The sequence below is a fragment of the Campylobacter concisus genome (assembly GCF_902460675.1).
Lineage (GTDB): Bacteria > Campylobacterota > Campylobacteria > Campylobacterales > Campylobacteraceae > Campylobacter_A > Campylobacter_A concisus_AJ.
In genome coordinates this window covers 1725639-1748679 of record NZ_CABPUQ010000001.1, presented here as the reverse complement: position 1 = coordinate 1748679, position 23041 = coordinate 1725639, and the positions used below count along the sequence as shown (strand labels likewise).

Annotated in this window: 22 protein-coding genes; 15 read left to right on the top strand and 7 right to left on the bottom strand. The window is 40.6% G+C overall.

The features are described 5' to 3' along the window. The first annotated feature begins 49 nt into the window (after nucleotides 1-49). From F3G88_RS08540 to F3G88_RS08495, 10 genes are all read left to right on the top strand, one after another. Nucleotides 50-694, top strand: coding sequence for a cupin domain-containing protein (locus F3G88_RS08540; RefSeq protein ID WP_012140225.1), 645 nt, complete (start codon nucleotides 50-52; stop codon nucleotides 692-694). 109 nt (nucleotides 695-803) lie between these two features. Then, nucleotides 804-1964 (top strand): multidrug effflux MFS transporter, encoded by a 1161-nt coding sequence (locus F3G88_RS08535; RefSeq protein WP_149715896.1) that lies wholly within the window; start codon nucleotides 804-806, stop codon nucleotides 1962-1964. Next, nucleotides 1957-2595 (top strand): uroporphyrinogen-III synthase, encoded by a 639-nt coding sequence (locus tag F3G88_RS08530; protein WP_149715895.1) that lies wholly within the window; start codon nucleotides 1957-1959, stop codon nucleotides 2593-2595. Before F3G88_RS08535 ends, F3G88_RS08530 begins: the two co-directional genes overlap by 8 nt. Before the next feature lie 232 nt (nucleotides 2596-2827). Next, entirely contained in the window at nucleotides 2828-4075 is a 1248-nt protein-coding gene (gene purD / locus F3G88_RS08525; RefSeq protein ID WP_149715894.1) for a phosphoribosylamine--glycine ligase, read from the top strand. Further along, the gene (locus tag F3G88_RS08520) at nucleotides 4072-4521 is read left to right on the top strand and encodes an RDD family protein (RefSeq protein WP_149715947.1); all 450 of its coding nucleotides are present in this window, start codon (nucleotides 4072-4074) and stop codon (nucleotides 4519-4521) included. The genes purD and F3G88_RS08520 overlap by 4 nt, the downstream gene beginning before the upstream one ends. After that, nucleotides 4514-6676, top strand: a complete 2163-nt coding sequence (locus F3G88_RS08515; RefSeq protein WP_149715893.1) for an LPS-assembly protein LptD — start codon at nucleotides 4514-4516, stop codon at nucleotides 6674-6676. The genes F3G88_RS08520 and F3G88_RS08515 overlap by 8 nt, the downstream gene beginning before the upstream one ends. Before the next feature lie 12 nt (nucleotides 6677-6688). Further along, entirely contained in the window at nucleotides 6689-7387 is a 699-nt protein-coding gene (locus tag F3G88_RS08510; protein ID WP_002941705.1) for a sodium:proton antiporter, read from the top strand. Further along, nucleotides 7377-9575, top strand: a complete 2199-nt coding sequence (locus F3G88_RS08505) for a polyribonucleotide nucleotidyltransferase (protein ID WP_149715892.1) — start codon at nucleotides 7377-7379, stop codon at nucleotides 9573-9575. The genes F3G88_RS08510 and F3G88_RS08505 overlap by 11 nt, the downstream gene beginning before the upstream one ends. A gap of 18 nt (nucleotides 9576-9593) precedes the next feature. After that, nucleotides 9594-10445 carry a universal stress protein gene (locus tag F3G88_RS08500; RefSeq protein ID WP_087582804.1) on the top strand — a complete coding sequence of 284 codons (852 nt, stop codon included), beginning with the start codon at nucleotides 9594-9596 and terminating at the stop codon, nucleotides 10443-10445. 103 nt (nucleotides 10446-10548) lie between these two features. Beyond that, a complete protein-coding gene (locus F3G88_RS08495; protein WP_103572922.1) occupies nucleotides 10549-11811 on the top strand; it encodes a WG repeat-containing protein in 1263 nt (420 codons plus the stop codon). A 2-nt stretch (nucleotides 11812-11813) separates the two neighbouring features. Here the strand turns inward: F3G88_RS08495 and F3G88_RS08490 are convergent, their stop codons facing one another. From F3G88_RS08490 to F3G88_RS08480, 3 genes are read right to left on the bottom strand one after another with little or no spacing between them, the layout of a single operon-like run. Continuing rightward, the gene (locus F3G88_RS08490) at nucleotides 11814-13010 is read right to left on the bottom strand and encodes an MFS transporter (RefSeq protein WP_149715891.1); all 1197 of its coding nucleotides are present in this window, start codon (nucleotides 13008-13010) and stop codon (nucleotides 11814-11816) included. A gap of 1 nt (nucleotide 13011) precedes the next feature. Continuing rightward, nucleotides 13012-14217 carry a copper resistance protein NlpE gene (locus F3G88_RS08485; RefSeq protein WP_149715890.1) on the bottom strand — a complete coding sequence of 402 codons (1206 nt, stop codon included), beginning with the start codon at nucleotides 14215-14217 and terminating at the stop codon, nucleotides 13012-13014. A 48-nt stretch (nucleotides 14218-14265) separates the two neighbouring features. Then, nucleotides 14266-14694, bottom strand: a complete 429-nt coding sequence (locus F3G88_RS08480) for a copper resistance protein NlpE (RefSeq protein ID WP_149715889.1) — start codon at nucleotides 14692-14694, stop codon at nucleotides 14266-14268. An 82-nt stretch (nucleotides 14695-14776) separates the two neighbouring features. Between F3G88_RS08480 and F3G88_RS08475 the strand changes: the two genes are divergently transcribed. Continuing rightward, entirely contained in the window at nucleotides 14777-15691 is a 915-nt protein-coding gene (locus F3G88_RS08475; protein WP_103572926.1) for an SPFH domain-containing protein, read from the top strand. Then, a complete protein-coding gene (locus F3G88_RS08470) occupies nucleotides 15688-16080 on the top strand; it encodes an NfeD family protein (RefSeq protein ID WP_103572927.1) in 393 nt (130 codons plus the stop codon). The genes F3G88_RS08475 and F3G88_RS08470 overlap by 4 nt, the downstream gene beginning before the upstream one ends. A 20-nt stretch (nucleotides 16081-16100) precedes the next feature. On the opposite strand, the gene F3G88_RS08465 is transcribed toward F3G88_RS08470, so the two are convergent. Then, nucleotides 16101-16313 (bottom strand): hypothetical protein, encoded by a 213-nt coding sequence (locus F3G88_RS08465; protein WP_103572928.1) that lies wholly within the window; start codon nucleotides 16311-16313, stop codon nucleotides 16101-16103. Nucleotides 16314-16445: 132 nt separating this feature from the next. On the opposite strand from F3G88_RS08465, the gene F3G88_RS08460 reads away from it, so the two are divergent. From F3G88_RS08460 to recG, 3 genes are read left to right on the top strand one after another with little or no spacing between them, the layout of a single operon-like run. After that, nucleotides 16446-17492: a dehypoxanthine futalosine cyclase gene (locus F3G88_RS08460; RefSeq protein ID WP_149715888.1), complete on the top strand. Its 1047-nt coding sequence runs from the start codon at nucleotides 16446-16448 to the stop codon at nucleotides 17490-17492. Further along, complete coding sequence (locus tag F3G88_RS08455) at nucleotides 17493-18722, top strand: M16 family metallopeptidase (RefSeq protein ID WP_149715887.1); 1230 nt, start codon at nucleotides 17493-17495, stop codon at nucleotides 18720-18722. Beyond that, entirely contained in the window at nucleotides 18712-20532 is a 1821-nt protein-coding gene (recG, locus tag F3G88_RS08450; protein ID WP_107831167.1) for an ATP-dependent DNA helicase RecG, read from the top strand. Before F3G88_RS08455 ends, recG begins: the two co-directional genes overlap by 11 nt. A gap of 290 nt (nucleotides 20533-20822) precedes the next feature. Here recG and F3G88_RS08445 read toward each other — a convergent pair whose 3' ends face one another. From F3G88_RS08445 to F3G88_RS08435, 3 genes are all read right to left on the bottom strand, one after another. Then, on the bottom strand, nucleotides 20823-21146 hold the full coding sequence (locus tag F3G88_RS08445; protein ID WP_149715886.1) for a hypothetical protein: 324 nt from the start codon (nucleotides 21144-21146) through the stop codon (nucleotides 20823-20825). Nucleotides 21147-21257: 111 nt separating this feature from the next. Continuing rightward, the gene (locus F3G88_RS08440; protein ID WP_012001386.1) at nucleotides 21258-22031 is read right to left on the bottom strand and encodes an ABC transporter ATP-binding protein; all 774 of its coding nucleotides are present in this window, start codon (nucleotides 22029-22031) and stop codon (nucleotides 21258-21260) included. Further along, entirely contained in the window at nucleotides 22031-23038 is a 1008-nt protein-coding gene (locus tag F3G88_RS08435) for a FecCD family ABC transporter permease (protein ID WP_149715885.1), read from the bottom strand. Before F3G88_RS08435 ends, F3G88_RS08440 begins: the two co-directional genes overlap by 1 nt. Nucleotides 23039-23041: the final 3 nt, after the last annotated feature.

Here is a 23041-nt window from a genome sequence, read left to right as displayed (position 1 = left end):
AACTATTATCAAAACTTGCATTATAATCCTTCACAAAAAAGGATAAAAAATGAGTCAAATTTATAATCTTGACAAAGACACAAAGATAGTTGAAAAAAGCGTCGTTAGCAAAAGGCTCTTTCAAAACAAAAACGCAAGCGTTGATATATACGCATTTGACGAGGGTGAAGAGCTTGATCATGAGATGCTTTTTATAGACAGCCTTGCCTTCGTCATTGACGGCGAAGCACAGCTTGAATACGGCGAAAAGCAGATGAAGCTTGGGCGCGACGAAGCCTGCCTTATCGAGGCAAAAACTTGGCGAAAACTCAAATTTACAAAGAAAACAAAATATTTACTAATAGATTTTAAGGAGAATGTTATGATAGATCATTTAGACAAAGCGAGTGTTTTTAGCCTCGCAGATGCCGTTAGCTACGAGAGTGGTAAGATAGTTAGCAAGACGCTTGTCAAAAACGAAAATGGCTCGATGTCGCTGCTTAGTTTTGACAAAGATCAAGAGCTCTCGACCCATGCAGCACCAGGCGATGCGCTACTTATCGCGCTTGATGGCGAGCTTGATTTAAAGATAGCTGATGAGAGCTTTCATCTAGTAAAGGGCGATAGCATCGTGCTTCCAGGCAAGATCCCACACGGCCTAAAAGTGAAAGACAAATTCAAAATGCTTCTAATCGTCACAAAAGATAAAATGTAAAATAAGCCCTATTTTAGGGCTTTTCTCTTTTATAAATCACATTAAATTTACCCTTAATAACCCAAAAAGCAAAGTCATAATATAATCGTTTTTAAAAAAAAGAAGAGCGATGAGAAAAGAAAATTCCAAACTATTTTTACTGATATTTTTAGGCGTGCTTTCAGCCTTTGGACCATTTGTCACAGACCTTTACTTGCCAGCACTTCCAGCCATAACTGAGTGGTTTAGTACAAGTATCTCTGCCACGCAGCTAACAATAACTACTTCAATGGCAGGCCTTGCGATCGGTCAGCTAATAATTGGCCCAATCAGCGATAAATTTGGCCGAAAAACGCCACTTACCATCTCGCTCATCGTCTATACGGTAAGCACGATTTTTATATTTTTTGCGCAAAATATCCAGTTTTTTATCTTTATGCGCATCATCCAAGGCCTTGCAAGTGCGGGCAGTCTCGTCATCTCAAGAGCCGTTGTGAGCGACCTTTATAAGGGTCACGAGATGACTAAATTTTTTAGTCTTATGATGGTTGTAAATGGTCTTGCTCCGATATTTTCACCAATAGGCGGCAGCTTGCTACTTAAATTTACCGACTGGCGTGGCATCTTTATGGCGCTAACGATCATCGGCATTTTGCTATTTATCGCAAATTTTTACTTCAAAGAGAGCCTAAGCCCTGCTAGCCGCCTAAAAGTGCCTTTGCTTCAGACCTACAGCGTCTTTGGCAAAATTTTAAGAAAAAAGAAATTTATGCTATTTATTGCGATCCAGACATTTACGATGGCTGCGATGTTTGCCTATATCGCGGCATCTTCTTTTATCTTACAAGAGTTTTACCTGCTAAGCCCAGTAAGCTACAGTTTTTGCTTTGCGGCAAATGGCCTAGCCATCGTCATAGGTGCTAGGCTTGCAAGCTTGCTAAATGAACGAAAAGCGCTAAAAACTGGGCTTTTTGGCACCTTGTTTGCTAGCATTTTTATAGCGTTTGTGCTTTGCTTTAAATTTGAAGTGATCGGCGTTATCATCGCATTTTTCTTGCTTTTGCTCTTTACTGGCTTTATCTTACCAACGGCCTCATCACTTGCGATGAATGAGGGCAGAGAGTACGCTGGCTCGGCCTCAGCGGTGCTTGGTTTTTGCCCATTTTTCTTAGGCGGCATCATCTCGCCACTAGTTGGTCTTGGCGACATTTTTTACTCTACTTCAATAGCCATTTTAGCTTGCAGCGTGCTTGCTTTTATCTCATTTTTAGGACTAAAAAGAGTTGCGTAAAATTTATCTTGTCTCAAACACAAAAACAGCTGATGAGAGTGTTGTAAATTTAAGCGTTAGTAAGATCGAGTTTTTGAAATTTGAGATAAATTTAAGCGAATTTGACGCGCTTGTGGCAACCTCCAAAAATGCCTTTAAGGCTTTAAAATTTAATGGCATTTTGCCTATAAATTTACCAGTTTTTGCCATAGCAAATAGTTGCGCAGCGGCGGCAAGAGAGTTTGGTTTTAGTGAAATTTACACTGGACAAAACGCTCACGGAGATGACTTTGCAAGAGAAATTTTGCCACTTTTAAAAGGCAAAAAGGTTCTTTATCTAAAGGGCAAAGATAGCGCTTCAAATTTCTTAGAAATTTTGCAAGATGGCGGCGTAAATATAAAGGCGGTCATCGCCTATGAAAATGCCTTAAATCCTTGCAAAATGGAGCTAAAACCATCAAAAAATAGCATTTTGATATTTGCATCTCCGATAAATGTAAGAAATTTTCTTAGTAATTTTGGCTGGGACGAGAGCTACCAGACGATAAGCATCGGAAAGGTCACTGCAAAAGAGCTAAAATTTACCACGCCAATAGTGAGCCAAAACCAAGATATAAACGCTTGTATCGCACTTGCCAAAACGTTACTTTAAGCAAAGAATTTATATAATTTTATTGCCTGAGTGAAGCGAGTCAGCATTTTACGGGGTCCAACACTTTTTTGTTAGCGAAAAGGTATGGGTGCCTTGCGATGTGGCTTCGTTTGAGCCTTAAACAGCGAGAAGTTGCAACCTTTTGGTATCCATCTATTTGCAAGATTGGCTTTGTTTATGGGCCACTCTTCTATGCGACGCCCACTTGGGTTTTTAAATTTACGGAGATAATATGAACATTCTCATAATAGGAAGTGGCGGCCGCGAATACGCCATCGCTCTTAAGCTAAAAAGTGAAAAAAACGATATAAATTTATACTTTGCGCCTGGAAATGGTGCGACCTCACGCCTTGGCGAGAATTTAAACATAAAAGACTTTCATGAACTAGCAAATTTTGCCAAAAAAAATAGTATCGAACTAACTATCGTGGGACCTGAAGCGCCTCTTAGCGAAGGCGTGGTGGATATCTTTAAAAAAGAGGGTTTGCTCATCTTTGGACCAAGCAAAGCAGCTGCTAGACTTGAGGCTAGCAAGGCCTATATGAAGGACTTTTTGGCTAGAAATAATATAAAAACTGCAAAATATTTAAATACAAACGACAAAGAAAAAGCATTTAAATTTATTGATACATTAAGCGTGCCAATGGTCGTAAAGGCTGATGGACTTTGCGCTGGAAAAGGCGTGATCATCGCAAATTCTAAAGAGGAGGCCAAAGAGGCAGTTAGCGACATGCTAAGTGGGGCTAGCTTTGGTGATGCTGGTAAATTTGTGGTGGTTGAAGAGTTCTTAGACGGCTTTGAGCTTAGTTTTTTTGCCATTTGTGACGGCGAAAATTTCGTAAGCTTGCCAGTGGCGCAAGACCACAAGCGCTTGCTTGATAATGACGAGGGCCCAAATACTGGTGGTATGGGTGCGTATGCTCCAAGCCCGCTTGCTTCAAAAGAGCTGATAAAAAGGGTCGAAGAAGAGGTGGTAAAACCTACGCTAAAGGGGATGAAAAACGAAGGCAGTCCGTTTTGCGGAGTGCTTTTTGTAGGGCTGATGATCGTGAAAAATGAGCCTTATGTGCTTGAGTTTAACGTGAGATTTGGCGATCCTGAGTGCGAGGTCTTGATGCCTTTGATAGATGGAAATTTGAGTGAAATTTTACTAAATGCTGCAAAAGGCGAGCTAAAGCCTATCAGCTTAAAAGGTGAATTTGCTGTTGGTGTCGTAATGTCTAGCAAAAATTATCCTTATAAAAGCAGCCCAAAGGCTAAAATTTCAGTTTTAAATGATGTAAAAGACGCCCATATAGCTTACGCAGGTGTGAGCAAAGAGGGCGATGAAATTTACGCAGATGGCGGTAGAGTGCTAGTCTGCGTGGCGACTGCAAAGAGCATAAAAGAGGCACGTGATAAGGCCTATGAGCTTTGCGAAAATGTCAAATTTGACGGAGCACACTATAGAAAAGATATCGCGTGGCAGGCTCTAAAATGAGTATGCAGATAGAAGAGAAGCTTCAAAACGAAGAAATTTCACTTGCCCCTTTTGCTAAAAGGATCATGGCGTTTTCTATCGATGAGATCATAGTTGTATTTCTTTTTATGATCATCTATTGGGAGCCACTTTCTACTAGCACTAACTTTGATGATGCTAGAAATTTAGTATTAAATCTTTTTTGGCAGATCAACCTGCTAAAAGTCATCTATCACACATTTTTCGTTTGGTTTTATGGTGCAAGCCCTGGGCAGATGATAACAAAGACAATGTGTATAAATGTAGAAATTTTAGATAAGCCAAATTTAACTCAAAGTCTTGTTAGGGCGATCTTTAGGATAGTTAGTGAAGCTTGTTTTTATCTTGGCTTTGCGTGGGCACTTTCAAACCCTGCAAGGCAGACGTGGCAAGACAAAATAGCAAAAACAGTGGTGATAAATGCGTAAAATTTTATTTTTAATTCCGGTTTGTGTTTTTAGTTTAAGTGCAGCAGTGCAAGATGTGCAGCTATTGGCTGATGATGTGAAGCAAGATAAGGGCATCGTAACGGCAAATAAAAACGTCGTTGTATATTCACAAGAGTATCTTGTGACGGCTGATTGTGCTGTTTATGATCAAAACAACTCAGTCATTGAGCTCTTTGGCAATGTCAATATGATGAAGGGCAAAGATGAGGTCTCCCGCTCAAACTACGCTAAGCTAAATTTAAAAAACAACAACGCTGCCTTTGAGTCGCTCTTTATGATGAACAAAGACATGGAAGTGTGGATGAGGAGCGACGAGAGTAGCTCTGATAGTGAGTACTACAGAGTAAGAAAGGCGATGGTATCAAGCTGCAACGTCCAAGACCCTGACTGGAGCATCACTTCAAGCTCAGCCATGCTAAACAAACAGAGTAAATTTCTGCATCTTTTTAACCCAGTCTTTCGCATAGCAAACGTGCCAGTCTTTTACCTGCCATACTTTGGCTTCTCAACTGATACTACAAGAAGGACAGGCCTTTTGCCGCCAGAGCTTGGATATGGCAAGTCAGAGGGTTTTTACTATAAGCAGCCAGTATATTTTGCGCCTTATAATGAGTGGGATCTGGAGTTTGATCCGCAGATCAGAACAAACAGAGGCGCTGGAATTTACGGTGCTTTTAGATTTACTGATTCGCCTGATTCAAGAGGTGAGATCAGCTTTGGTTCATTTACTGATAAAAACAGCTACCGAGCCAAGCAAAAAGGCGAGACTTCAAACAGAGCTGAGCTAAAAAACAAAACCCATAAAGGTGTCGGTCTAAAATACGAAAGAGATAAGCTCATAAAATACCTTAGTGAGGCTGATCTGCAAGAGGGTATGTGGATAGATGCAACCAAGCTAAATGACATAGACTATCTAAATTTAAAGGGCAGAGACGATGACTATGATTCACTTGTGACCTCTAAATTTAACTACTTCATCGCAAATGACGATCACTACTTTGGTGCCTATGCGAAATACTACATAGATACCGAAAAGATCGGCTCAAAGAACGAAAACAAAGATACGCTTCAAGAGCTTCCATCGCTTCAGTATCATAAATTTACAGATGATATAGTCTTGCCAAATATCTTATATTCAATCGATCTTCAATCACACAGATATGATAGAAAGATAGGCGTTAGGGCAACTCAGTATGAATTTACACTCCCAGCTTCAGTGCATGTGCCACTGTTTGATGATAGCTTAACATTTTCATTTTACGAGTATCTTTACGCTTCAAGGATAAACTACGAAAACAAGATAAATTCATTTGATGACAAAAGAGAAGATAAACACACAAATTTTGTAAATAACTACCATAAATTTGCCCTTCACACAGACCTTGCAAAGGCGTATGAGAGCTTTTATCACACTTTAAATTTTGGTGCTGAGTACTTGCTGCCAGGATATAGAAAAGGAAATTTAGACGACGAGTTTATCTACGATAAAGATCTAAATGAGTATGAAAATTTCTTAGCTCAAGATCAGAGCAAAGAGGAAGTTTCTGGCTATTTGACACAGTATTTCTTTAACGGCAGTGGTAGAAAAGTCGTAAAACATAGCATATCACAAGGTTACTACACAAAAGATGATGAATATTCAAATTTAAAAAATGCCATCTATCTATATCCGTTTGAGAATTTTAGCCTTTATAACAAGCTTGAGTACTCACACAAAGATAGAGAGCTTAAAAAGGTTCAAAACGGACTTTACTATACGCACGATCTATTTTGGATAAATATGCTCCATACGATGAAAAAGAGCGATAGCAAGGCTAAAAACAGCGCAACAAAAGATAGCTACTTTACAAGCAGTGCAGGCGTGAAGCTCCCTCATCAATATAGCCTAATTGGCGACTGGCAATACGACGTTGAGAGAAGTTACACAAAGAGCTGGAGAGTTGGCGTGCTTCATCAAAGAAAGTGCTGGAACTACGGGCTAATTTATCAACACGATGTCGAGCCGACAACAACGACAAATGGCTCAGCCTCAACTAAGAAAAGTGGCATCTACTTTACTATAAATTTCTATCCGATGGGCGGCTTGCACTATGACTTTTCACAAAGCAGCACCGCTTCATCAAGTAGCAAATAAGATGGCTAGATAATGGCAAGCGTTAAATTTAAAGATCAACTAGATGCAGCCAATAAGCTCATCGAGATCTTGCCAAAAAAAGAGCTAAATGACGCTAAGACGATAGTTCTTTGCATGTCGCTTGAGTCAGTTATCCTGACTGATGTGGTTTGCAGGGGGTTAAATTTAAGCTATGAGATGCTCTTTAGCGAGCCAATCCCTGCACCAAACAACAGTGAATGTGACGTAGCGATAGTTAGCGAAACTGAGGATATCGTACTAAACGATCCTCTCATAAAAGCTTTTAACATAAGCTATGACTACATCTACGGCGAAGCGCATAGAAAATATGAAGAGAAAATTTTAAAAAATGTCTATAAATATAGAAAAGGAAATTTGATAGGAGAGCTAAAGGGCAAGAATATTTTACTGATTGATGAGGGGTGTGAGACTGGCATGACGGCACTCATCTGCATAAAGACGCTGCTTGATGTGAAGGTAAAATCCATCTCATACGCAACGCCGATGATAGCCACCGATGTCTTTGCAAATTTAAATGATATGGTCGATGAAATTTACACGATAAACAAGATCGTTGATTTTATCGATGTGGATTCGTATTACGAGAAAAAGATCGAGGCTACGAGCGAGCGCATCATGTCGATATTAGAAGAGAGCCCTCACTATTTACCGTTACAAAAACAACAAGGAGATAAAAATAATGCAATATAGTATAGAAGTCAATAATCAGGTCGAAATTTTTGACCTTAATAAAGTAGCTAAACAAGCTAGTGGGGCAGTGCTTTTAAGGGTGAAAAATACCGTAGTTTTAGCAACTGTGGCAAGAGAAGATGTGCAAGTTGAAGAGGACTTTTTGCCTCTAACGGTGCAATACATCGAAAAAGCTTACGCTGCTGGTAAAATCCCAGGCGGTTACGTCAAGCGTGAGACCAAGCCAGGCGACTTTGAGACGCTAACAGCTCGCATCATAGATAGATCACTTCGCCCGCTTTTCCCAAAAGGCTACGCATACCCAACGCAGATCGTTGTAATGGTGCTTTCGGCTGATCCTGAGGTTGATTTGCAAGTTGTGAGCCTAAATGCGGCTTCAGTTGCACTGTATCTTAGCGATATCCCAGTAAATCGTCCAGTTTGTGGCGTGAGAGTTGGATATATAGATGATAAATTTGTTATAAACCCAAGCAACTCTGAGCTAAAACAAAGTGCGATCGATCTTTATGTAGCTGGTACAAAAGATGAGCTTTTGATGATCGAGATGAGAAGCTTGCCTCAGCAAACTACGCAGCTCATACCGATGGTAGCGATCGAGCCAATGATAGATCCAAGCCTAAGCGATAGCATGGCTCAAAAGCAAGTGATGAATGAATTTAGCGAAGATAAGATGGTTGAGGCGATAGACTTTGCTGGAAAGGCCATACTAAGAGCTAGCAACGCTTACGAAGAGGCGTTTAAAGAGCATAAAAAAGAGGACGCTGCGCTTGAACTAAAACCTGAGATAGAGAACGAAAATATCGCTATTTACATCGATAAATTTTATAAAGCAGAGGTTAAAAACGCTATCAACCAAATGGCAAAGAGTGAGCGTGCAAGCGAGCTTGGCAAGATCGCTAAGCAAATTTCAAGCGATGAGGTAGCTCAAAAAGAGGGCTGGGACGAGGCTGTCATCTCAAATGCCCTTGGTAAATATAAAAAGAAAATAGTAAGAGAGCAGATCATAAACGAGGGCGTTAGAGCCGATGGACGCGGACTTGAAGAGGTTAGGCCTATTAGCATCGAGACAAATGTCCTTCCAAACGCTCATGGCTCATGCCTCTTTACAAGAGGGCAAACTCAAGCGCTAGTTGTCGCTACACTTGGCACAGATAGCGACGCTCAGATGTATGACATCCTTACTGAAAAAGCTCCTTTGGTTGAGAAATTTATGTTTAACTACAACTTCCCAGGCTTTAGCGTAGGCGAAGCAAGCCCACTTAAAGCTCCAGGCAGACGTGAGCTTGGACATGGAAATTTAGCCAAACGTGCCCTTGCACCAAGCATCGATCTAGCTTCTCCATATACGATAAGGGTCGTTTCAGAAATTTTAGAGAGCAACGGTTCAAGCTCTATGGCTAGCGTTTGCGGTGGTTCACTCGCACTTAGAGCTGCTGGAGTCAATACCCAAAAACTAGTTGCAGGTGTTGCGATGGGTCTTATATTTGAAGGCGATAAGCACGCAGTTTTAACTGACATCATGGGACTTGAAGACCACGACGGCGATATGGACTTTAAAGTTGCTGGCACAAGTGATGGCATCACAGCGCTTCAGATGGACATCAAGCTTGGAGGCATCAGCTTAGAGGTGCTAAAAGAGGCACTTTATCAAGCAAAACGCGGCAGAGAGCATATCCTTGCTCTAATGACACAGGCTGATAAAAATATAGAGATAAACGAAGATGTGCTTCCAAAACTTGAGCTGTTTAGCGTTGATCCAAGCAAGATCGTAGATATCATCGGTCAAGCTGGCAAGACCATAAAAGAGATCATCGAGAAATTTGAAGTTTCAATCGACCTTGATAGAGAAAAAGGCGAAGTTAAAATCGCAGGTGGCGCTAAGAAAAATGTCGATGCGGCAAAAGACTACATCATCTCGATCACTTCAAAAGAGAACTCTCGCTCATTTGGCAAAAAGCCATTTAAACACGACAAAGACCGCGTAAAACCGACATTTAACATAGGCGATGAATTTACAGGAAGCGTAAAAAGCGTGGTTGATTTTGGAGTATTTATCGAGCTAAAAGACGGTGTTGATGGTCTGCTTCACATCTCGAAGATAAAGAGCCCATTAAATGTAGGCGATCAGGTAAAAGTGTGTGTGAGCGAGCAAAAAGGAAATAAAATTTCGCTCTCTTTGGTTGAATAAATTTTTAAAGGATAGATGATGAAATACAAAAAGTTGCTTTTTCCAATAGGAGCAGGGGACGATATCGAGCCAAGAATTTACGGTGCTTTAAAGGTTGCACAATGGTTTAAAGCTCACATGGAGATCCTCACTTGCCAACTAGATCCAAGCGTGGTTTATAATATGAAAATGACGCTTCGTGGTGGAGTGCTTTTTGAGGAATTCTTAAAATCAGCCAAGTCAGAGCTTGCGGTTGAGCATGAAGAGAACGAAAAGCTTTTTAATAAAATTTGCGCAGAGCTAGGCATAAAGGTGAGCGACGAGGTTATCGAAGATGTCTGCACTGCAAATTTCACAATCCATAATGGAAAAAGAAGCGCCATAGTCGAGCAAGAGAGTAAATTTTGCGATCTAGTCGTAGCTGCAGTGCCACTTGATGGCAAGATCACTGGCACATTTGAGTCAGCTGTTTTAAAAAGTGGCAAAAATGCGATCGTTATCCCTAGAAAGATGCGTGATTTTAAAGCTGATAATATCCTTGTAAGCTGGACAGGCACTACTCAAAGCTCAAGAGCCCTAACTGGCGCGATCGATCTTTTAAAGAGCGCTAAAAAAGTTCAGTGCATCACTTCAAAAGCAAGCCTTGGCGATAATGCCGAGCTAAATCTTAAAAAACTTGAAGAGTACTTTAAGGTTCATAATATCAGCGCTAGTTTTGAAGTTATAGCAACTACAACGATACCTGGCGAGGCACTTTTAAAAGCTGCAAATGATAGAAACGCAGACCTTATCGTAGCTAGCAGATACGGCGAAAACGGACTAATGGAGATGGTCCTTGGCGGAACATCAAGATTTTTCTTAGAACATACAAATATCCCAGTTTATCTATAAAATTGCAAGAGCTTAAGCTCTTGCACTCTCTTTTTAAAATATTAAATTTAGTATCTTTTTAAAAAAATATAAATAAAATAGTCACAAAAAAAGGTGGTGAAGGATGAAGCAGACTTTTGAGATAGTTGGCGAGTTTAAAGATGGCTTAGCTAGGATTAAGAAATTTGGTAACTATGGTTTTATAGATGAAGCAGGGGAGCAGGTCATTGCATGTAATTTTAGTGATGCAAGTGACTTTTGTGAAGGGTTAGCCAGGGTTAAAAAATTTGGCAAATTTGGCTTTATAGATAAGAATGGTGTTCAGGTAATAGAGTGTAAATTTGATGATGCTGATGATTTTTGCAATGGCTTTGCAAAGGTTAAAGTAAATGGCAAATGGTTTGAGATAGATAGTAGCGGCAAAGATCCTAATGTCAGTGAGAGTAGCGAAGAAATTCAAAAAGAGATTAGCAATGTTGATATTATCAAGCTTAAAAAAGATGAATCTGAAGATAAAGCGGAAATTTTAAAAGATGATGTAGTTATTAGCGACAAAAACAAAGTGGAAAAGTCAATAAAAATTGATGATATTAAAAGCTCAACCGTGGTTAAAAATATGGTTGAGGTAGATGGAAAATGGTATGAGACCAGCGCAACTAATGGTGAAGATAAAATAGAAATTTCAAAAGATGGAAATTTTGTAATAGTTGATGAAAATAACAATAAAGTAGAAATTCCAGTAAATTTTGCAAAATTTGATGCTCTTAAAGATATGTCACCTCATAGTGAGTTTCATGAATGGACTAAGGTTAGTGTCAATGGAAAGAGTGAGTTTTTTGATAAAGATAATAACAAGATTGATCCTTCAAAAGATGGCACATTTGTGATCCATGATGGAGATAATAAAATAGAAATTTCAAAGGAAGGCAACGCTGTAATTATTGATGGCAATAACAAAGTAGAAATTCCTCTAAAACCAAGCGACTTGAAGACCTTTAAAGAGAACTCTACCGTCGTTAAAAATATGGTTAAGATAAATGGCAAATGGCAAGAGATAGGTGGTGAGGAGAATTTTGACCAAAATGATATTAAAGTAGTACCTTTAAAAGATGAAGATACTATGGTAAAAGATGACAAAAGTAAAAAATCAGAAATTTCAAAAAATGGCAATACTGTTACAGCTAGTGAAGCCAATAAAAAAGAAAATTTATCACAAACAAGTAGTGGGAGTTTAAAAAAGGGTTCTGTTAAGCATAATGTTAGAGATTGGTTTGAGGAAAAGGATAAAAAAGAGACAGATGATGAAGATTCTCCAGGCTCTCAAATTGTATGGGCAATAATCTTTTTTATACTTATGGCTCTCTTAGGTTTTTTTGGACAAAAGTAGATTTACTTTATCTCATACCTTTTTGAAACTACGTGGTAGTAAAAGGCTCCAATAAAAAAGAGGCTTCCCATGAAGGTTGCGATCATCTCCACGCTTAGTCCAAGCTCGTATAAAAAGCCGATCGCAAATGAGATAAGTGCGCTAAATCCAAGAAAAACCATATCGTTATACGCGATCACGCGGCCGTAAAACTCTTTTTGGCAGTTTTGCTGAAGCAGTGTGTAGGTGTAGCTCCAAAGGCTTGAGGTGCAAAAGCCTGCAAAGACGATGCCAATTAGCGAGAGATAAAAATTTCGCAAAGAGAGCGCCCAGATGATGATGCCAACTCCTTGACCGATGTAGATGTAGATGAGCGTTTTTTTATTCATAAATTTACTAAGCAAGGCTGGCGCAAACATAAGCGAGATCGACCTTGAGGCGTTTAATAGGCCAATAACTAGCGAGGTTGAGAGTAAATTTGCGTATCTATAGTCAGCCAAAAGTGCGATCAATGCGTCATAGGCAGTGATGCCAACAAAGGCGTGCAAAAATATAAGATGCACAATGAGCCTATTTTCTTTTAGATATTTAAGCCCGTTTTTTAGCATTTTTAGAGGTTTTTCTATAAATTCTGGCTTTAGCTCGTCTAGCTTTAAAAGATATAAAAAGCCAAAACTGCAAAGATAAAGAGCTCCGTCAAGCAAAAAGGCGCTTTTGATGCCAAAAAAGTGTATATAAACGCCAGCAAGCCCCATGCCAGCGGTGTATGAGACCGCCCAGATGATGGAGTGAATCTCGTTTGCAAGCTTTAGGCTCTCTTTGCTTAAAATTTTTGGTAGCACGCTCATTTCTACTTGAAAATACATCCCGCCAACACCGTTTCTGATAAAAATGATAAGCAAAAGCAGCCATAAAAAATCAAGCGAATTTATAAAAAGCAGCATAAAAACGCTTATGGTCTCAACCGCCATCATGATAACAAGCATCGGTTTTGGGCTAAATTTATCAACCAAAATGCCGCTAAATGGAGCGATGACAACGCCAGGGATAAATGCCATCGCCGCACTTAGTGTAAGCGCCCACACAGGAGCGTCAAGCGAGATAAGTAGCGTAAAGATGCCAGTGTGCGAGAACCACACACCAAAGTAGCACATGAGCTGGATGGTGCTTAAAAGGCGGAAATTTCTCTCGTCCTTTAAAAGCTTAAGATACTCTTTCAAGCTACTGGTTCCACATCAGAGTTATCTGTTCTATTTGTGCCTCGTCTGGGATCTGGCTTAAGCTTGTTATCTCTTGTGCAAGTGGATTTTTAAGCTTTATGAGCATGTCGTGGCTGTTTATTTTTAGATAGATATTGTTTGCGTCGCTTTGAAATTTAGAGATGACAAGGGCGTTTTTTATATCTTTGAAATTTGATTTTAGGCTGATATTTTCAGGAGTTTTAAACTCATTTGAGTAAATTTCAATGCTTGTGATAATGCCATTTAGCAAGGTGTATTCAAAAATTCTCTCGTTTTTGCTTGTGACGATGTAGCTATTTTCTTTTTTTGTATTGTCTCTTTTTATGTTTTTTGCGCCATAAAATTTCATCACATCAGCGTTTGCTGACTCGTTTGTAAGTTTTGCAAAAAAGCCCTTGCCAAAGAGGCTAGATCTGCCTTTTTCTCTTTTGTAGTGTCCGCTTATGTGAGCATTTTTGCAAATTTTATCGTTTGCGATTATGAAGATGTCGTTAGCAGTTTTATGCACGCTTAAAGCCACGCCTTTTTCATCCAAAAGGTAAAAAATGCCCTTGTCATAAAGTAGCTCTGAGTTAAATTTACAAAGTGGTGAGCCATCTTTTAGTGATGAGTAAAAGCTTATCTTTGCGCCATTTTTGCTAGGCACAAGCACAAGCTCTAAAAAGCCATTTTTGTCTTTAAATTTAGAAAATCTAGCAAAAAAACTATCTTTATATGCCTTATTTACCGGCTCGTAGTTATAAATTTGAGCTAGCACGCCAACTCGCTTATTTTTCTTATCATCAAGCTGAAGAAGTGAGTTTTTATTTGGCACAAAGTAGCTTAGTGCGCCGTTTTCATCTTTTAGCACGATAGCGCTCTCATCGACATCAAAGGTGCCACCTTTTTCTACCAAGGTGGCAGCCTTATCCATCGTAAGCATAGTTTTTGTGTAGGTTTTGTCTTTATTTAGAGTTAGGATAGTCTTTATGCCCTCGCAGTTTGAGCATGGCAAGGTCGTGTAGTAGCTCGTGTAGATAGAGTTTGAAAGTATTAGTTTTTCTGGTTTTTTGGGTTTTTCATCTCTAAGAAGAGGTTTTTCTTCTTTTGATTTTTGTGTTTGTTCTTGATTTTGTGGCTTTAAATTTTCATTTTTCGCACAGCCAATGATGAAAAATGAGATAAGTATGGCAAAAAGATATTTCATTTGCAACTCCTTAAAAATTGCAAAATTATATCATTTTGCCTTTAAAATTTATTTTACGCGTTTGAAGATGTATTTGTCTTTTAGCTCGCCAGTGACCTCTTTTTGATCCATGTCAAGCATCTTTAGGCTCTCGCCATCGATCTTATAAAAGCTCTTCTCTTTATACTCATCAACGGTTGTGATAACGCCATTATTGAGCGAGTATTTGCCTTTGCTAACGGCTTTGTAGTTGTCTTTTGACTTGTAGTTCATCACACTTTCAAATGTGCCGTCCTTTTTTAGTGTGAGGGTTGAGTCTATGCCCATGCAGCTAGCGCAAGGTAAAAATGCCTTGTAAGTGCCTTCGATGCTGCTTACTGGAGCCATGCAGCTACCTTTTACTTCACATTTGCCTTGTGGGACGCTTGCGCTTTGGTTTGACGTAGCACAACCTGCTAAAAGTAGAGCCGCACTTAGTGCAAAGATAAAATTTTTCATGCTGATCCTTTTTAAAAGATAAAATTTAAAAATGTATTATAATACTTAAGAAAATAACAAATTATAAATTAAAGGAGAGAAGATGCAAGTTGAGACATTTAGCGTCTTAGTCGTTGTTTTGGTTATTTTTGCATTTTTGTTTTTAAAGGCTGGTATCAAGATCGTTTCACAAGCAGATAACTTGCTGATCGAGCGACTTGGTAAATTTCACAAGGTGCTTGATGGGGGATTTCATATCATCATCCCATTTGTCGATCAGATAAGAGCGATCATAACTATAAAAGAGCAGCTTGTTGATATCACAAAACAGCAAGTCATCACAAAAGATAATGTTAATATAAGTGTCGATGGCATCGTCTTTTTAAAGGTATTTGACGCAAAAATGGCGGTTTATAATGTTGATAACTACAAGCGCGCCATTGCAAATTTAGCCATGACAACGCTTCGTGGCGAGATAGGCGCGATGAACCTTGACGATACGCTAAGCTCACGTGACCGCCTAAATGCCGCACTTCAAGTGGCTCTTGGCGACGCTGCTGGCAACTGGGGCGTAAAGATCATGCGTGTGGAAATTTCTGAAATTTCTGTCCCACTTGGCATCGAAGAGGCGATGAATATGCAGATGAAGGCAGAGCGTGAAAAGCGCGCGATCGAGCTAAAAGCCTTGGCTGAAAAAGAGGCACTAATCCGCAACGCAGAGGCACTAAAACAAGAAAAAGTGCTTCAAGCAGAGGCTATAGAGCGTATGGCTGATGCGAAAAAATACGAGCAAATCGCCATCGCAACGGCTCAAAAAGAGGCTATGGATATGATAAACGATAGCATGAGCAAAAACGCAAATGCGGCTGAATTTTTGCTTGCGCGCGACAGGGTCGGGGCATTTAGCGAGCTAGCTAAAAATAGCTCAAAAGATAAAATTTTAGTCCCTTATGAGGCGGCTGAACTCATCGGCTCGCTTAGTGTTTTAAAAAATTTCTTAGCTAAGGATAAGGCGTGATAAGTCCTTTTATAATGATAGCCATCGGCGCGCTCTTGTGCGTGGCTGAGCTTATGCTATTTTCGTTTTATCTGCTATTTTTTGGTCTAGCTTTTATCATCATCGGAGCGGTAAATTTTGGCGTTGCCTTTGAGTGGCCATATCAAATTTTAGGCGTCTCGGCACTTGCGATTGTCTTGCTGGCACTTTTAAAAGCGCCGTTAAAGAGCAAATTTATGGCTAGAAAAGAGAGCTTTAATGAGGAATTTTTAGATGAAGCTGGCGTTGGCGAGATCAGAGAAAATATGGTCTATTTTAAAGGCACTCTTTGGAAGTATGACGGAGCGCTAAAAAATGGCGAGAAAGTGCAGGTTTTAGGCACTAAAGGCGACAAAGTTATATTAAAATAAAGTGCCATTTGGCACTTTATCTATTTTGCGTGGGCTGGGCAGCCTGCTGGCATTTGCCCATGCATCGCCCCTTGCATGCCGTGATGAGGGCAGCTTGGCATATTTTCTTGCATCATTTTTTGATGATGAGCACATCCGCAACTTGTACCTTGTGGCTCAGCTGGCTTTAGCTCATTTTTAGCACAACCAACTAAAAATAATCCGCAGATAACGGCAAATATCACCTTTTTCATAACTCTCTCCTTTAAAGAATTTCTCACATTTTAGCCTTTAAAAATTAATTTTTCATAACGCCTGATTTATCATATTTAAAAGCATTTTTGGCTAAACTTTCGCCCAAAAATAAGCAAAATAAAAGGTTAAATTTGAAAAGACTTAGTGTAAATGAAGCCATCGATCTTATAGAAAATGCACCGCTTCACGAGCTTGGCAAGATGGCGCTAGCTAGAAAAAAAGAGCTTCATCCAGAGGGCATTACGACCTTTATCGTAGATCGCAACATCAACTATACAAATGTCTGCTGGGTGGATTGTAAATTTTGCGCATTTTACCGCCACGCAAAAGAAGAAGACGCTTATGTGCTAAGTTTTGAGGAGATCGGCAAGAAGATCGAGGAGCTAATCGCCATTGGCGGCACGCAAATTTTATTTCAAGGTGGCGTTCATCCAAAGCTAAAGATCGAGTGGTACGAGGAGCTTGTAAGCTACATCAGTAAGCACTATCCAAGCATCACGATACATGGCTTTTCTGCAGTTGAGATCGACTACATCGCAAGAATTTCAAAAATTTCTACAAAAGAGGTCTTAAGACGCCTAAACGAAAAGGGCTTATACTCGATGCCAGGGGCTGGAGCGGAGATTTTAAGCGATAGAGTACGTGACATCATCGCCCCTAAAAAATGCGACACCGCAGACTGGCTTCGCATACACAAAGAGGCGCACGAGCTTGGCATGAAGACGACTGCGACGATGATGTTTGGCACGGTTGAGAGCACTCGCGAGATCGTCGAGCACTGGGAGCACATCAGAAATTTACAAGATGAAACGGCTGGATTTAGAGCATTTATACTTTGGAGCTTTCAGGGGCTAAATACAAAGCTCATGCAAGAGTTTCCAGAGATCAAAAAGCAAAGCTCAAACGTCTACCTAAGACTACTTGCGGTTTCAAGGCTCTTTTTGGATAACTTTAAAAATATCCAAAGCAGCTGGGTCACGCAGGGCAGCTACGTAGGCCAGCTAGCGCTTCTTTTTGGCGCAAATGACCTTGGTAGCACGATGATGGAAGAAAACGTCGTAAAGGCCGCAGGTGCTAGCTTTAGGATGAATCAAGACCAGATGATCGAGCTTATAAAAGATGTTGGAGAAATTCCAGCTAAGCGTAACACAAACTACGATATTTTGGAGAAATTTTAGATGAAAATTTTAGATATCAATGTAAAAAATATAAAAATTCCAGTCGTTTTTGAAAACTCAAAAGCGATGCCAGTAGTGAGCCTAAAACTAGTTTTCAAAGCAGCTGGTAGCTCGCAAAACGGCAAGCTAGCAGGCCTTGCAAGACTTAGTGCAAATTTACTAAATGAGGGCGATATGAAGCTAGGCTCGGCTAAATTTGCCAAAGAGCTTGAGGTAAGGGCAATTAGCCTAAATGCAAGCTGCGGCTTTGAGACATTTTGCATCGACCTAAACTGCCTAAAAGAGCACTTTGCCTTTGCGTGCGGCAAGCTAAAAGAGCTACTACTCGCTCCAAATTTAACAGATGAGATCCTAAATAGGTGCAAAACCGTCACTCTTGGCGAGATCGCAGCAAATGAAAACGACTTTGACTACGTGGCAAGGCAAGGGCTTTTTGAGATTTTATACCCAAAAAGCGTGCTTGCACAACCAAGTATCGGCACTAAAAAGAGCGTAAAAGCGATCACGCTTGAAGATGTGAGGAAATTTTTAAACGAGCATTTAGACCTTTCAAATTTGCTCTGCGTGCTTGGTGGCGACATCGACGAGAAGCAGACAAAAGAGCTGGCTAACGTTTTAGAAATCCTAAAACCTGGCAAGGTGCGAAAGCTAGAGCGCTTTAGCCCAAGTAACAAGTGCGAAAGTAGCGAGATCATCAGGCAAAGCGAGCAGGCATACATCTACTTTGGCGCGCCATTTGATGTAAAACCTGAAGAGAAATACAAGGCCGCAGTGGCGACATTTATTTTAGGCGAGGGTGGCTTTGGCTCGAGGCTCATGGAGGAGATCCGCGTGAAAAGAGGGCTTGCATACAGCGCTTACGCTAGAAATTTACTAAATCTCTCTTACAGCCAGCTTTACGGCTACATGCAGACAAAAAATGAGAAAAAAGACGAGGCGATCGCCGTTATAAAAGAGGAAATTTTAAAATTTAGTAAAAAAGGCGTTAGCAAGGCCGAGCTTGAGCAGGCGAAGAAATTTTTACTTGGTTCGTTGCCACTTAGGCTTGAGACGCTATTTAAGCGCCTTGACATCGCGCAAGGCGAGTTTTACGAACATGGCGAGCTTGGGGCATTTTTAAAGGACTTGGATAAAATTTCAGCCCTTTCGCTAAGCGAGCTAAATAGCTTCATAAAAGCCCACGCAGAGATAAACGAGCTAAGTTTTTGCGTCCTAAAAAATGAAATTTGAAGCAAGCGACAGGGCAAAACTTCTAAAAATAGGCGTGCTTAGCCTGCTCGACCTTGCTCTAGTGCTGCCAAAGGGCTTTGAGGATACGACGATCGCTAAGAGCCCAAGAGAAGGGCAGGTCTGCATAAATGTAAAGATCACCTCGCTCGCCTCGCGCCCTGGTATGCTAACAGCACTTGCCTTTTGCGAGCAGTGGCAAAGTAGCGTGAAGATCGTCATTTTTAACGCAAAGTCATGGCACTACGGCGCTTTTAAGGTTGGCAAAGAGATGGCGATATATGGGCTTTGCTCCTACGCCTTTGGCTCTTGGCAGATCGTAAATCCAAAAATCACCACAAAAATAGGCCAGATCGTGCCTAAATTTAAGACCGAGCTAAAAGATGAAGAGCTAAAAAAAATCATCTTAAAATATATAAATTTAGAAAATTTATTAACAGAGGGCTTAAATGAAAAAGAGGCTAAATTTCTAGCTGATTTGCAGCGGTTAGACGAGCAAAGCGTGCAAATTTTATACCGCCTAAAAAATGATAATGAGGGCGTGCAAATTTTAAAATTTGTAGAGATTTTTAACTACATAAAGAAGCTAAGTGCGAAAAAAACATACTTTAAAAGCCCTAAAATCAAGCTTTTTGACATAAACTCTTGGCTTAAGAGCCTGCCATTTACGCCGACAAATGATCAGCTAAATGCGATAAATGATATCAGAGACGACCTTAGCGCTGTGCAGGCAAAAAGGCGCGTCATAATGGGCGATGTGGGAAGTGGCAAGACGCTTGTTATCCTAGCAGCCGCTCTTAGCGTCTATCCGCAAAGTGCCATTTTGATGGCGCCAACAAGCATCTTAAGCGAGCAAATTTATAACGAAGCAAAGAGGCTGCTGCCCGCTTTTATGAATGTGATGCTCGTGCGAAGCGGGGAGAAAAAGATAGACTTTAGCGGGGTAAATTTGATCGTTGGCACGCATGCGCTACTTTTTCATGAGTTACCAAATTCGCCGCTTGTCATGGTCGATGAGCAGCACCGATTTGGCTCAAATCAGCGCAAAAAGATAGAAGAGCTTGCCTCAAACGAGGATGAGCGAGCAAATTTCGTGCAGTTTTCAGCTACGCCAATACCTAGGACGCTTAGTTTGATCCAGTCTGAGATCGTAAATTTTAGCTTTTTAAAGCAGATGCCGTTTAAGAAAAATATAATGAGCCAAATTTTAGGTGCTAGCGAGTTTGGCTATCTGCTCGCACACATCAAAAAACAGCTTGTGGGCGGCTTTCAAGTAGCCATCATCTATCCACTAGTTGAGAGTAGCGAGAGCTCAAACTACCAAAGTCTAAGTGAGGCTCAGGGCTTTTGGCTAAAGAATTTCAAAAATGTCTTTGTCACGCACGGCAAAGACAAAGAAAAAGAGGAAATTTTAAGGCAGTTTAGAGAAGAGGGCGAAATTTTGCTCTCAACGACGGTTGTTGAGGTCGGCATCTCACTGCCAAGGCTAAATACGATAGTGATCGTGGGCGCTGAGAGGCTGGGGCTTGCCACGCTTCATCAGCTGCGCGGTAGAGTGGGGCGAAATGGCGGCGATGGATACTGCTTTTTATTTACCAAGCTAAAAGAGGCGCCTGCAAGGCTAAAGGAATTTTGCGCAACAAATGACGGCTTTAAGGTGGCCGAGCTTGATCTGAAAAACCGCCAGAGCGGCGATATACTAAATGGCTTTTTTCAGCACGGAGCGACCTTTAACTTCTACGACTACGAGGATGATATCACGCAGGCTGCAAAGGCGAGAGTGGCGGAATTTAAAAATAACGCTCAAATTTGATCTTGTGGGTTGTGTTAAATTTAGGTAGATGATTGCTTTTGGCTAGGAGGATATAAATTTGCGTCAAATTTATGGCAAGGCTGTTAGTTTTATGCGGTTAAATTTTAATCCCTTGCCAAAACTGATCTTGCTTTTTGTCTTTTTCGATATTGCTATTAATAAAAAGGTTGCTAACAAATCGGTTTAGAACTGCCATATCTAAATTTACCTTGCCTAGCAAAATTTAACCTTTCGCAGGCTCTTTTTTAAAATTTACATGAAAATTTGATATGGCGAGATTTTTTTATCGCTCACTCCCAAACTCCTATATTTTCTTTCTTAAATTTCGCCATCATATCTTCGTTACCAGAGTTTTCGCTAATCCAAATCCACTCTTTGATATTTTTTGTTAGCCATTCGTTCTCTACCGCATATCTACACATAAACAGACCCAAATTTGCCAAGTCATTTTCATTACCCTTTGCGTGAAAAGTATTTTTGTCAATCTTGATCAAGTCGCACTGCTTGGCAAGTTGGTCTAAATATTCATAGATCACATCTAGCTTATATTTTTTCTCCCTTAAAACCTTTTCTTCATCGATCACGATCTTTGTGCCTAGTAGTGGGTAAGCCATTGTTTTTCCTTTAAATTTATTTTGCATTTTAGCATTTATGATTAGTAAATTTAAGTAGAAATTTTTAGATAAAACGACTATCTGCCCTTAAAAATTTAAGAGCAGATAAATTTATAGTGGATAAGTGAGGCAGCAGTTTCTTTTTACTTCGTCGATATAGCTCACGTTTAAATTTAGTCCGTAAAGCTTGCTTAAATTCTCACTTCTAATGATCTCATCAACCGTGCCAAATCCAACCTCGCCATCACCCTTTACAAGAGCGACATATCCGCCAAGAAGCACGGCAAAGTCAGGGTTGTGAGTGGTTAGCACGACCGAGTAGCCAAGCTCTTTTAGCCACTTGACGGTGCGTAGGAATTTATACTGGTTGCCAAAATCAAGCGCGCTTGTTGGCTCGTCAAATATGATCATCTTTGGCTGCGCAGCCATCGCACGAGCGATCATACACATCTGCTTTTGACCGCCACTCATCTGCGTGATGAAGCGATCTTCAAGATACTCGATCTCAAGCTTTTTGGTGTAAATTCTAGCGATCTCTTCATCCTCTTTGCTAGGTCTTGCAAAGATGCCAAGGTGCGCCGCGCGACCCATAGTTATAAACTCAAGTCCGGTGTAGTCATACTCAGTAACCTCGCTTTGAGCGACATACGCCATGATCTTAGCACGCTCTTTGTTGCTTAGGCTATCTACGTTTTTGCCATCAAGAAAGATCTCTCCAGAAACTGGCTTTAGCGAGCCGCTTATTAGCCCAAGAGTTGTTGATTTGCCAGCTCCATTTCGACCAAGAATGGTTAAAATTTCCCCAGCGCCTATCTTTAAATTTACATTTTCTAGTTTGCCAGCCCCATTTGGGTAGCTAAAGTTTAAATTTCTAACTTCAAGCATCATGCAACCTTTTTATTTCGCCATAAAACCCAGACGAAAAATACCGTGCCAATAAAGCCAGTAAGTACGCCAAGAGGCACTTCGCTCACGCTTATGCTGCGCGCTAAGGTATCTACAAAAAGCAAAAATATCGCACCCATAAATATGCTTGCAGGCATGCTTTTTATGTTATTTGCGCCAACTAGCATGCGCGCTAAGTGAGGCATGAGAAGTCCCACCCAAGCGACTATGCCGCTTATGCAGACGCTGCATGCTGTAAGAAGCGTAGCGCAGATGATGATGACAGCGCGCTCAAAAGCTACATTTACGCCTAGTCTTGCCGCACTCTCGTCGCCAAGAGAGAGCAAATTTATACGCCAGCTCATGGCGATAAGTAAAATGGCGCAGATGATCATTACAGGAGCTATGTATATTAAGTTATCGCCATCAAGCTTAGCAAGGCTACCAAGCTGCCAATAAACAATGTCAGGTAGCTTTGTCTCAGGGTCTGCGACATACTTTAAAAAGCCGATTATTGAGCCCATGAGGCCACTTACGATGATACCAGAAAGAACCAGCATAAGCGTGCTCGCGCGCCCCATCATCTTAGGTATGGCTAGAGTGATAGCAACGGCTGCTAAGCCAAAGCCAAATGCAAAAATTTGTATCCAAATTAGCGATAGATCAAAGATAATGGCAGTTGCAGCTCCCACGCAAGCACCAGCCGAGACTCCAAGAAGATCAGGGCTTACTAGCTGGTTTTTAAAGACGCCTTGATAGGCTGCACCGCTCACGCTAAGAGCAGCACCGACTAAGATAGCAGCTATAATGCGCGGTATGCGTAAATTTTCTATCACGTTTGTGATGTTGCTAGCTGCGCCATCTCCAAAACCAAAACCGTGAGCTAGCACGCTAAAGACGTCGTTAAAAGGTATGTAAAATCTACCAACGCCAAGTGCGACAAAGGCGCAAATAAGCGTTAGTAGAGCTAAAAAGATAACAACTATTGAAAAATTTGCGTTTTTCATATC